Source organism: Methylorubrum rhodesianum (genome assembly GCF_014199985.1).
GTDB classification, from domain to species: Bacteria; Pseudomonadota; Alphaproteobacteria; order Rhizobiales; family Beijerinckiaceae; genus Methylobacterium; species Methylobacterium rhodesianum.
Genome location: NZ_JACHOS010000005.1, coordinates 312,739 through 321,012 on the forward strand (window position 1 = coordinate 312,739; position 8,274 = coordinate 321,012).

Genomic DNA, 8,274 nt, shown 5'->3' on the forward strand with positions numbered 1-8,274 from the left:
GCTACTCCGCAGCGACGGCGAGCGGAGCGGGCGCGCCGATGATCTCGGCCGCAGGGCCGATCCGGCGCGCGGACATCGCCGCGTATTCGGGGTTCAGTTCGATCAGCGTCGCGTCGAGGCCGAGCCCGTCCGCGACGAGCCCGACGGTGCCGGCGCCGCCGAAGGGGTCGAGCACCCTGCCGGCGACCGGCGGGGTGAAGCGGCACAGGCCCTCGCACTTCGGATGCGGGAGCGCGTGCCCGCACAGCCCGCAGGCCTGCGCCGGGACGCCAGCCTTGATGCACCGCTCGGCCAAGGCCGGCGGGAACGTAGCGAAGTGAGCCTCGCGGTAGGCGCGGGGCGTGATGCTCCAGACGTTCCGGGCGTTTCGGGTCTCGCCCTCCCACGGGATGCCGTAGCCCTGATGGGAGTTGCGGCCAGAGAACCCGCCGTGCTGCTCACGCAGCTTCCGCTCCTTGTTGCCGGAGCGCGAGCGCGGCACACGATCGACATTCTCGCGCGAGTTCGGCCCAGGCCGCTTAACCCGGTTGCGTCCGCGGTCCGGCTGATCCGGGTCGAGCTTGTCGAGGCGGCCCCAGCCGACGCCCGTGTCGGTACCGCGCGCGGCAGCAGCGACGTGGCGGCCGGCGCTCACCGGCTCCCGGATGGCCTCGTGGTTGTAAAAGTAGTCCTCGCTCTTCGTGAGGAGCCAGACCTTCTCGTGCGCCGAGGTCGGCCGGTCATAGACCGACTCGGGCATAGGGTTCGGCTTGTGCCAGATGATCTCCGAGCGGACCCACCACCCGTCATCCTGAAGGGCGATCGCCAGCCGGTTCGGGATCATGCAGAGGTCCTTCGGCTTCAAGAAACCGCCCGGCCTGATCGTCCGCCCGCTGTCGGGTCGATACTGCTCCTTGGCGCCCGCCCTCTGCGGACCCCGCGCGTCCGGCTGCAAGATCGGCCCGACCGTCGAGAACGGCTTGTCCCGGAAGGTCCGGTCGTCGCCCACCACATCGGCAGCGGCGCGTCCGTTTGGCGTTGCGGCGTAGCAATCGCCGTAGTTCAGCCAGAGGGTGCCGCGCGGCTTCAGCACGCGCCGAACCTCGCGGAACACCTCCACCATCACAGCCAGGTGCTCGCCCAGCGTTCGCTCGAGCCCGATCTGGCCAGCGACGCCGTAGTCCCGGAGGCCCCAATAGGGCGGGCTCGTCACCACGCAGTCGAAGAAGGCATCCGGCAGGGCGCGGAGCTGCTCGCGCACGTCGCCAATGAGGATGCGGACCGTCATGCCCGCCCCCGTGCCATCGCGACGAGGGGCGCCCGCGCGGCCGCCTGCTCGAAGAGGTTGATGCCGGCGCGCTCGCACAGGTCGTTCGCCGCGCGGGCGTCGCCGTCGGCAGACAGGGCGATGACGAGCCCGGCGCCGGCAATGAGGCAGCCGAGGAGGTCCTGCAGACCGGCCGGGTGCTGGGCGGCGTCTGCGATCTTGGCGACGATCAGGTCGTCGAGGTCGAGGAGCGTGCTCATGCCGCCAGCCTCCCGGCCTGCGGGCGGACGATGCGCCACCGCTCCAGCACCGCGATCGGCTCATCCCGGCCGCGCGTCAGCACGCACGGGACGCCGAGGCGCTCGCAGCGCTCCCGGAAGGTCACCTGCGCATCGCTCTCGACGCCGCGCGCGGTCTTCAGTTCGATGAAGCCGACACGGACGAGGCCGCCCAGCACCAGGAGGTCGGACAGTCCGGCGGTCAGGCCAGCTTGCCCGAGAGCGCCCGCGTTCGGGATCGCGGCGACGAGCGTGTCCGGCAGGCCGAGCGTCTTCCAATGCTCGATGACCGCGGACTGAATGGCGGATTCGCGGAGGACAGGACGGCGGGCCATGGCTCAGCCCCGCGCCGCGATCGCGTCTTCGATATCGACCTGCGCGCCATCCGCGCGCATCTGCTTCGCGGCCTCGCGCATGACGGTGCTCGCGCTGGCGCCGATGGTGACGGTGACGCCTTCCATGCCCGCGAAGGCCCGCGTCACCTTCTCCCCGACCTGCTGGCGCAGACTCCGCTCGCTGCCGCCGCGGTTCCGGGTCGTCTCCCGCTCGATCGCGGCCTGCCCGAGCGGCGTGTCCGCCAGCATGCCGAGCGCCTGCATGTAGAGTTCGAGGATCGCCTCCTCTTCCATGCGCTCGTCGTAATCGCGCTTGCGCAGGCCGATGATCTTGCGAATGACCTTCGTGTCGAAGCCGTTCGCCTTGGCCTCCGCGTAGACGTCCTTGATGTCGCCCGCGATGCCGGCCTTCTCATCTTCGAGCCGTTCAATACGCTCGACGATGGATTTCAGTTGATCTGCTGCGACCGAAGACGGATCGACTTGCGGCGCAGGCGCATTTCTGGCACTCATTTGTCTCACCTTGATCTCGGACATTGCAGCCGCCCGGCACCCGCTCCCCAGCAGGCCGGGCGGTTCGCGTTTCAGGGGTGCGGACGCCCGCCGCAGCGGGGATCGCGGTCGCCGGTCGTCGGGCGCATGGGATCGCCGCCGAGGGGCGGACGACGCGGCACGCGGGGCTCATCGACCGCCGGCAGGTCCGCAGCGGGCAGGGGCGTTGAGGGGCCAGCCCGCAGCCGCTCATCGGCCTGGGCGAGGGCAATCAGCACGTAGCGCCGGCCCTGGACGAGGCTCCTCGCCGTCGGCGAAGCGTCGTCCCGCAGAAGGCCATTCCGGCGCACGATCTCGTCGCGCACCGTGTTGAGCACATCCGCGAGGCCGGCATCGGACAGATCGGCGAGGGCGCTCATCGTTAGGCGACCTGCACCGCGTCGTCCTGACCACGCGCGGCAGCCGCCTCGTCGGCGAGCCGCTCGCGGAGCAGGTAGCCCTCGAAGGCCCAGATCTTCTCGCGGGCATTCTTCCGCGCGATTTCCCGGCCGATTTCCGGGTCGAAATTCGCCGGGCTGGCCGCGGCGCTCTCGCCGGTGACGTTGAAGCCGTTGCGTAGGGTCAGCGCGCAGACCGTCAGCGTCGTGCCGGGGAAGACGTGGTAGGCCTCGCCCACGATGCAGGCGTCGATCAGTTCGGGCGTCAGGCGCGGGGCATTCAGGCCCTTCGCCTGCAGCGTCGCTTCCAGCTTGGTCTCGTCAGTCGACATGGTGGCTCCTCAAGGAAGCCGGGCAGCCCGATGCCACCCGGAGGGGGCAGGTCAGGCGGCGGGAACGACCATCCAGTCGTCGGCGAGCATGTCCGTCTGCGACGCGAGCCAGCCCATCAGGATCTCGCCCGAGGCCGTCTTCATCGTGATGCAGGGGAGGACCGTCGCGCTGCCGCCGTTCTCGCGGGCGAACGCCTCGTTGTGCGGCGACCAGAACTTGTCGGCATCGACCCGGCGACCGCCGATCACGCCGCTCAGCGCGAGCCACATGCCCTTGCCGTTCCAGCCTTCGCGGGCGACGCGGTGCCCCGCCTTCAGCGCGGCCAGAGCCTCGCCGAAGGACATCGCCGAGGACTTCGAGACCGGCGCATAGCCCGCCTCGAACACCGCGCGCGGCGAGTGCGAGAGGTAGCCGTGCGGCTCCTCTGCCGTCGGCTCGTAGCGCACCAGCATGTCGCCTTCGGTCACGGCGTCAGGGCGGCGCAGGAAGCCGGGCGGAACCGGAACGACGAGGTAGCCGTGCTCCGGATGGTTCACGCCGACCTTGCCCGAGCCGTCGGACGCGAACTCGGCCGCCGCGATCGGATAGGCCTCCACGCGCTTGTGGCTGACGTGGGTCGGGTTGAAGGGGGACATGCTCGGCTCCTCTGGGGAAGCCGGGCGGCATCAGCGCCGCCCGGGAAGGGTGGCGTCAGCCGATGCGGCGCTCGATGCGGGAGAGCGCGTTGCGGATGCGGACGATTGGGTCGCGAACGGCCTCGGCACGTTCGTTGAGGGCATCCGTCAGGCTGTCGACATCCCGACGCCCCTTGGTCGCCCCATCCATCGCAGGAACGACACCGGCGAGATGGCTCGCGAGACGCTCGGCGTACTCCGCCGTGCCGTTCGCCAGTTCTCCGATATCGGTCAGGGTCGCCAGCGCACCGCCGAGCGTCGGTGCCGGGGCTGCCGGAGCCGCGCCTTGCGAGCCCTCAATGAAGCTCCCCTTCGCCTCCGTCACGTACCGTTCCATCGTTCTCTCCTCTCGCTCAGCGGCTACGGCCGCGGCTCCATCGCCCCGAACAGGGGCAGCTCGGTCAGATCACCCGCGGCCGCCTTGCGGAGGCGAGGCGCCGGAGATGGCGCCAGGGCAGGTGACGGTGCGGTCGCGACTCGCTGACTGAGCGCAGGCGCTTCCGCAGCCGACGGCGCTCCGCCCAGGCGCGCAGACGCCGGACGATCTCCATGAAGAGTCGCATCGAGTTCCCTCCGGAGATTTTGGTTTTCGGCCTCGATGGCGTCGGTGCCGTCGGCGATGTGCTTGCAGAGCCGCTCGTAGGCAGCGCGGATGTTCAGTGCGTCGTGCAGCCCGACCGTCACGTCCGGGGCGCGTCCGAGCACCTTCCGGATCCATGTCGGCGAGCGCCCCAGCTTCGAGCCGAGAGACTCGTAGGCGCGCATCCGCGAGCCGAGCGTCCGCTCTTTCACAGCGATGATCGAAGCGAGATCCGGGCGGATCTGCTCCAGTGCTTGGTCGGCCGTCATCATTGCGCGGCCCATCCCCGACTTTGACCGCATTCGGTCAGCCCTCCGTGCTTCAAGAAGATCGAAGCAACGGAGCGCGTCAGATGCGGGAGGTGAGAGGAAGACGCAGATACACAGACAGGTGCGCGACGGCCGACAGCTTGGCGGCGGAGGCAGGCGCGCGAGTAGGATTGGCCCGAGAAAAGGGCCGCCCCCGTTGGAGCGGGAGCGGCCAAGTCCTTGGGAGAAACACCCGCGAGAGGCGTGTCGGCCGCGGGGAAGCGGCGGACCACGAGCGCGCCGCGGGAACGGCGCGAATGGGGGACGGGTCCGCCGACGTCCGAAACAGTGACGACGGACCCGACCGGCCGGCGAAATCCGGCGCGGTTCGAAGGGAGAGCGCGGCGGGGACCGGGGGGCATCGGCGCACCCACCGCGCACGGGAGGCCGAGGCCGCCCGATCTGGAAAAGGGGAGGGCGGCGCTCATGGCAGCCACCAAGCGAGCCAGCACAAGGCGCCTGCCGCCGCATCGACCACGCCGACAGCGAGCGCCGAGGGCGACCCGCGCAGTGCAGCGCGAGCGAAGCCGGCGACAGCGCAGACGCCGAGGGTGAGGGCAGCGAGCGCGGCCACGTCAGGCGCGCTCCACGACGAGCGATCTACCCCGCACGCGCAGGGCGGAAGACCGAAGAGCGCGGCCGCCGCGGGAGAAGCACCGAGCGAGCCCGGCTATCATCGCCCGAGCGCGATGGACGGAGACGACCGTGCGTCCCGAGGACTTCGACGACATCATCGCCGAGCAGGCCGCGCAGCAGCAGGTGCTGCTGATGGCGCTCCGGCGCATCGCCGCGCTCACCAGGGAGAGCGGGAGGAACCCGGCCGACGTGCGCGCTTGGTGGAAAGAGGACGGGCACGCGGCGATGGACGAGGCGACGTTCCTCGTCGCGCCCGGCCACGACCGCATCGTCCGGAGCAAGGCGAAGGCGCGGCTCGACGAGATCATCGAGATTGGCCTTCGGTAGCGAAGGCGGCCGAGCCGTGTGCAGATAGGCACCGCAGCGGCTTCGCGCGCTCATCCTCGGCTGCGTCCGGGGATGAAGGATCGGCGCCTCGTGTCTGGGGCGCCGACGCGATCAATTCAGTGGCGGTGACCTTGCCGGCCGTGCCCGCCACGATCTTGCGGATGGTGGCGCCGCGCGGATCGCGCTCGCCCCGGATGATCCGGTGAATGGTGGATGGCGGCACGCCGATCTCGCCCGCGAACGCGGTCGGAGTGATCTGGCGCTCGGCCAAGTAGGCAGGAAGGTCCATAGCCCATGAATTCGCCAATTGGCGAAGTTTGTCAACGGGGATCTCGCCATATGGCTCTGGTCGCTGTTTATGCGCCCGAGCAATTTCGCCTCATGGCAATGCCCGAGCTGAAACGCCGTCGGAAAGAGAAGAAGCTGACGCTGGAAGCCCTGGCGCAGGTGGTCGGCGTTTCGCTGTCCCAGGTTCAGCGGTTCGAGACGGGCGAGAGAGAGCCGAAGCGGAGCGAGCTCGAGGCCCTGGCGCAGGCGCTTGATTGCACCATCCCCGAGCTGCTGGGCGAGGAGCCGTCAGGCACGACCCAGCCGCCGCAGCGGGGAAACCTGCTCCCGGTCCCATTGATCGGCCGGACGGCTGCCGGCATCTTCCGCGAGGTGATCGAGTTCGACGACGGTGAGCCGGAATATGTCTTCGAGCCGGAAGACGAGGACTTCCCGAAGGCCAAGCGCTTCGCCCTGACGGTCGAAGGCGACAGCATGAACGCGGCCGAGCCGCCGATGCCGGATGGATCGCGCGTCATCTGCCTGGACTTCGAGCAGACCGGCCTCCCCTTCATCGAGGGGATGATCGTCGTCGTTCAGCAGATCCGCGAAGGCGGCCACCTGCGGGAATGGTCGGTCAAGCAGATCGAGCTACACGACGACGAGGTTTGGTTCTGCCCCCGCTCGACTAACAGTAAGCACAAGCCAATAAAAGTCGTCAATGACCCTGATGATGAGCGCTGGAATAAGCTCGAAGTCATCGGTCTCGTGCGCGATGTCTCGACGAAAGTTCGAGTGCCGAAGTTCCGCGCCGGTAAGTAACTTAGTTTCCGCCTTATCCCCGGTTTTCACAGGGGGACAGCCGCTCTTCCCATGCAAATGACATGGACGACTCGACTTTCGATCTAGAACATAAGCGGAACACACACCGGGAGGGAGATGCGCGTGTTCGATGAGGTGTCCACGATCCGAGCCCGCTTCACGATGAGGTTGCGCTGTCACAACTGCAAGCACATCACGACGCGGACCATCGAGTCGCCGGACTTGGAGGACGCGCCCTGTAGCGTCGAGGAGCTACTCGAAAGCGCCTGGCTCCAGCGCCAGAGCTTTGCCTGCGGCGAGTGCGAGAACCCGATCGCGACGCTGATCAGCGTGAAGCAGGAGGAAGTCGCCTAGCACCGGCACGCCCGCCAGCAAAATTCGCCAACTGGCGAAAAATGGCTTGACGCTGTTTTCGCCAATTGGCAAACTTACTCCATCGCCGCTCACCGAGCCGATGGAGCCGCAAGGTGCCCGCCTACCCCACCAACGACGGATACTGGATCACGATGCTCGACGGCTTCTACGCCGTCGCTTCGGCCCGCGGCATCGAGCCCGGCTACGAGAGCATCGAGACCTATGGTGACGCGCTCGACCACATCGCCGACCTGAAGCACCGCGACCTGATCGCGGCCCAGGAGGAGAGCGCCGCGCTCGCCGACTTCGAGGCGCAGTTCATGGCGGAGGCGGCGTAGCCATGGCCTTCACCGCCAACCTTCTGCCGTTCGTCGGCATCCTCGCAATCGGCGCGCTGTTCGCCGTCGGCCACCACCGGTTCGGGAGGGGCTGATGGCCGACATTCTGCTCTCCATGCCTGCGTGGCAGGTGAAGGTGCTGTCCGCCTTGGTGCCGGGTGTCGGCACGCTCGCGGTGGTCTGGCTGGTCCTCGACGCCGGTCGGTTCGTCCGCCTCGCGATCACGGGGCGGCTGTGATGGTGAGGCGGCACTCCCACTTCGTCACCGATCCGCGCGACCCCGAGGGGATCGCCGATCTGTGCGCCCACTTCGACGTCACGTCGTTCGGGCTGGAGCCCCACGGCTACGGCGAGCACTTCGATCCCGGTGCCGGTCCCGATTTCGAGATTGTCGCTGTGTTCGACGACCGCCAGCACTCGGTGATCGGCGACCTGTCGCCCGAGGACCTGCAGGCGGTCTGGGATCGCGTCGCGGTGGCGTTCGACTTCCGCGCTGCTGCGCGGGACGAGCGCGATGCGGAGGACCTGTGATGTCCTCGATTGCCCCGGCCCACCCCGATCCCTGTGCCGCCCGCGGCGAGACGGCCGACGCGCTGCGCACCCTGCGCAACCTGCTCGAGGCCGCTGCGAACGAGGCCGCCCGCATCCGCGCCGGCGCCGCCCTCGGGAACGCCGACCGCTTCCAGGTCGGCGAAGCCGTCGATCTCGGCCGCGAGGCCCTCGCGCTCGCCGGCATCCTCGGCGCCGTGCCGGCCGCGGCGACCGACGCCGATCCCTCCCTCACCACCGATTCCCGCGAGGCAGCATGATCTGGGCGCTCATCACCCGTCTGAACGACGTGCTCGCC

At 68.9% G+C, this 8,274-nt stretch carries 17 protein-coding genes and 1 pseudogene; 7 read left to right on the forward strand and 11 right to left on the reverse strand.

Annotated elements, in window-relative coordinates; all coding sequences use genetic code 11:
- Nucleotide 1: 1 nt before the first annotated feature.
- The 10 genes and pseudogenes from HNR01_RS09965 to HNR01_RS10010 all read right to left on the reverse strand — a co-directional run bounded on the left by HNR01_RS09965 (nucleotide 2) and on the right by HNR01_RS10010 (nucleotide 5,257).
- On the reverse strand, nucleotides 2-1,267 hold the full coding sequence (locus HNR01_RS09965; protein ID WP_183667597.1) for a DNA-methyltransferase: 1,266 nt from the start codon (nucleotides 1,265-1,267) through the stop codon (nucleotides 2-4).
- Nucleotides 1,264-1,506: a hypothetical protein gene (locus HNR01_RS09970; RefSeq protein ID WP_183667598.1), complete on the reverse strand. Its 243-nt coding sequence runs from the start codon at nucleotides 1,504-1,506 to the stop codon at nucleotides 1,264-1,266. Before HNR01_RS09970 ends, HNR01_RS09965 begins: the two co-directional genes overlap by 4 nt.
- Nucleotides 1,503-1,859 carry a hypothetical protein gene (locus HNR01_RS09975; RefSeq protein ID WP_183667599.1) on the reverse strand — a complete coding sequence of 119 codons (357 nt, stop codon included), beginning with the start codon at nucleotides 1,857-1,859 and terminating at the stop codon, nucleotides 1,503-1,505. The genes HNR01_RS09970 and HNR01_RS09975 overlap by 4 nt, the downstream gene beginning before the upstream one ends.
- A gap of 246 nt (nucleotides 1,860-2,105) precedes the next feature.
- Nucleotides 2,106-2,372, reverse strand: a pseudogene (locus HNR01_RS09980) (DUF2312 domain-containing protein); the annotation flags it as partial.
- Between the two features lie 71 nt (nucleotides 2,373-2,443).
- On the reverse strand, nucleotides 2,444-2,770 hold the full coding sequence (locus HNR01_RS09985; protein WP_183667600.1) for a hypothetical protein: 327 nt from the start codon (nucleotides 2,768-2,770) through the stop codon (nucleotides 2,444-2,446).
- Between the two features lie 2 nt (nucleotides 2,771-2,772).
- Nucleotides 2,773-3,120, reverse strand: coding sequence for a Gp49 family protein (locus tag HNR01_RS09990; protein WP_153876532.1), 348 nt, complete (start codon nucleotides 3,118-3,120; stop codon nucleotides 2,773-2,775).
- A 51-nt stretch (nucleotides 3,121-3,171) separates the two neighbouring features.
- A complete protein-coding gene (locus tag HNR01_RS09995; protein WP_153876533.1) occupies nucleotides 3,172-3,756 on the reverse strand; it encodes a DUF2829 domain-containing protein in 585 nt (194 codons plus the stop codon).
- A 55-nt stretch (nucleotides 3,757-3,811) separates the two neighbouring features.
- Entirely contained in the window at nucleotides 3,812-4,132 is a 321-nt protein-coding gene (locus HNR01_RS10000) for a hypothetical protein (protein WP_153876534.1), read from the reverse strand.
- Nucleotides 4,133-4,155: 23 nt separating this feature from the next.
- A complete protein-coding gene (locus HNR01_RS10005) occupies nucleotides 4,156-4,647 on the reverse strand; it encodes a hypothetical protein (protein WP_153876535.1) in 492 nt (163 codons plus the stop codon).
- 460 nt (nucleotides 4,648-5,107) lie between these two features.
- A complete protein-coding gene (locus HNR01_RS10010) occupies nucleotides 5,108-5,257 on the reverse strand; it encodes a hypothetical protein (protein WP_183667601.1) in 150 nt (49 codons plus the stop codon).
- A 131-nt stretch (nucleotides 5,258-5,388) separates the two neighbouring features.
- Between HNR01_RS10010 and HNR01_RS10015 the strand changes: the two genes are divergently transcribed.
- The gene (locus tag HNR01_RS10015; RefSeq protein WP_183667602.1) at nucleotides 5,389-5,646 is read left to right on the forward strand and encodes a hypothetical protein; all 258 of its coding nucleotides are present in this window, start codon (nucleotides 5,389-5,391) and stop codon (nucleotides 5,644-5,646) included.
- Here the strand turns inward: HNR01_RS10015 and HNR01_RS10020 are convergent.
- Nucleotides 5,624-5,935 carry a helix-turn-helix domain-containing protein gene (locus tag HNR01_RS10020; RefSeq protein ID WP_183667603.1) on the reverse strand — a complete coding sequence of 104 codons (312 nt, stop codon included), beginning with the start codon at nucleotides 5,933-5,935 and terminating at the stop codon, nucleotides 5,624-5,626. The genes HNR01_RS10015 and HNR01_RS10020 overlap by 23 nt on opposite strands.
- A 50-nt stretch (nucleotides 5,936-5,985) precedes the next feature.
- Between HNR01_RS10020 and HNR01_RS10025 the strand changes: the two genes are divergently transcribed.
- The 6 genes from HNR01_RS10025 to HNR01_RS10050 all read left to right on the forward strand — a co-directional run bounded on the left by HNR01_RS10025 (nucleotide 5,986) and on the right by HNR01_RS10050 (nucleotide 8,236).
- Nucleotides 5,986-6,735, forward strand: coding sequence for a helix-turn-helix domain-containing protein (locus tag HNR01_RS10025; RefSeq protein ID WP_183667604.1), 750 nt, complete (start codon nucleotides 5,986-5,988; stop codon nucleotides 6,733-6,735).
- Nucleotides 6,736-6,858: 123 nt separating this feature from the next.
- On the forward strand, nucleotides 6,859-7,089 hold the full coding sequence (locus HNR01_RS10030) for a hypothetical protein (protein ID WP_183667605.1): 231 nt from the start codon (nucleotides 6,859-6,861) through the stop codon (nucleotides 7,087-7,089).
- Between the two features lie 113 nt (nucleotides 7,090-7,202).
- The gene (locus HNR01_RS10035) at nucleotides 7,203-7,427 is read left to right on the forward strand and encodes a hypothetical protein (protein ID WP_153876542.1); all 225 of its coding nucleotides are present in this window, start codon (nucleotides 7,203-7,205) and stop codon (nucleotides 7,425-7,427) included.
- 94 nt (nucleotides 7,428-7,521) lie between these two features.
- Nucleotides 7,522-7,665, forward strand: a complete 144-nt coding sequence (locus HNR01_RS10040) for a hypothetical protein (RefSeq protein ID WP_153876543.1) — start codon at nucleotides 7,522-7,524, stop codon at nucleotides 7,663-7,665.
- Complete coding sequence (locus HNR01_RS10045) at nucleotides 7,665-7,958, forward strand: hypothetical protein (protein ID WP_153876544.1); 294 nt, start codon at nucleotides 7,665-7,667, stop codon at nucleotides 7,956-7,958. Before HNR01_RS10040 ends, HNR01_RS10045 begins: the two co-directional genes overlap by 1 nt.
- The gene (locus HNR01_RS10050; RefSeq protein ID WP_153876545.1) at nucleotides 7,958-8,236 is read left to right on the forward strand and encodes a hypothetical protein; all 279 of its coding nucleotides are present in this window, start codon (nucleotides 7,958-7,960) and stop codon (nucleotides 8,234-8,236) included. The genes HNR01_RS10045 and HNR01_RS10050 overlap by 1 nt, the downstream gene beginning before the upstream one ends.
- The last annotated feature ends 38 nt before the right edge of the window (nucleotides 8,237-8,274 follow it).

Excerpts from the sequence above, each read along its gene's own strand:
- HNR01_RS09995 (WP_153876533.1), bottom strand. The coding sequence starts at position 3,756 with ATGTCCCCCTTCAACCCGACCCACGTCAGCCACAAGCGCGTGGAGGCC.
- HNR01_RS10040 (WP_153876543.1), top strand. The coding sequence starts at position 7,522 with ATGGCCGACATTCTGCTCTCCATGCCTGCGTGGCAGGTGAAGGTGCTG.
- HNR01_RS09975 (WP_183667599.1), bottom strand. The coding sequence starts at position 1,859 with ATGGCCCGCCGTCCTGTCCTCCGCGAATCCGCCATTCAGTCCGCGGTC.
- HNR01_RS10000 (WP_153876534.1), bottom strand. The coding sequence starts at position 4,132 with ATGGAACGGTACGTGACGGAGGCGAAGGGGAGCTTCATTGAGGGCTCG.
- HNR01_RS10045 (WP_153876544.1), top strand. The coding sequence starts at position 7,665 with ATGGTGAGGCGGCACTCCCACTTCGTCACCGATCCGCGCGACCCCGAG.
- HNR01_RS10025 (WP_183667604.1), top strand. The coding sequence starts at position 5,986 with ATGGCTCTGGTCGCTGTTTATGCGCCCGAGCAATTTCGCCTCATGGCA.
- HNR01_RS09990 (WP_153876532.1), bottom strand. The coding sequence starts at position 3,120 with ATGTCGACTGACGAGACCAAGCTGGAAGCGACGCTGCAGGCGAAGGGC.
- HNR01_RS10005 (WP_153876535.1), bottom strand. The coding sequence starts at position 4,647 with ATGATGACGGCCGACCAAGCACTGGAGCAGATCCGCCCGGATCTCGCT.
- HNR01_RS09970 (WP_183667598.1), bottom strand. The coding sequence starts at position 1,506 with ATGAGCACGCTCCTCGACCTCGACGACCTGATCGTCGCCAAGATCGCA.
- HNR01_RS09965 (WP_183667597.1), bottom strand. The coding sequence starts at position 1,267 with ATGACGGTCCGCATCCTCATTGGCGACGTGCGCGAGCAGCTCCGCGCC.
- HNR01_RS10050 (WP_153876545.1), top strand. The coding sequence starts at position 7,958 with ATGTCCTCGATTGCCCCGGCCCACCCCGATCCCTGTGCCGCCCGCGGC.
- HNR01_RS10020 (WP_183667603.1), bottom strand. The coding sequence starts at position 5,935 with ATGGACCTTCCTGCCTACTTGGCCGAGCGCCAGATCACTCCGACCGCG.
- HNR01_RS09985 (WP_183667600.1), bottom strand. The coding sequence starts at position 2,770 with ATGAGCGCCCTCGCCGATCTGTCCGATGCCGGCCTCGCGGATGTGCTC.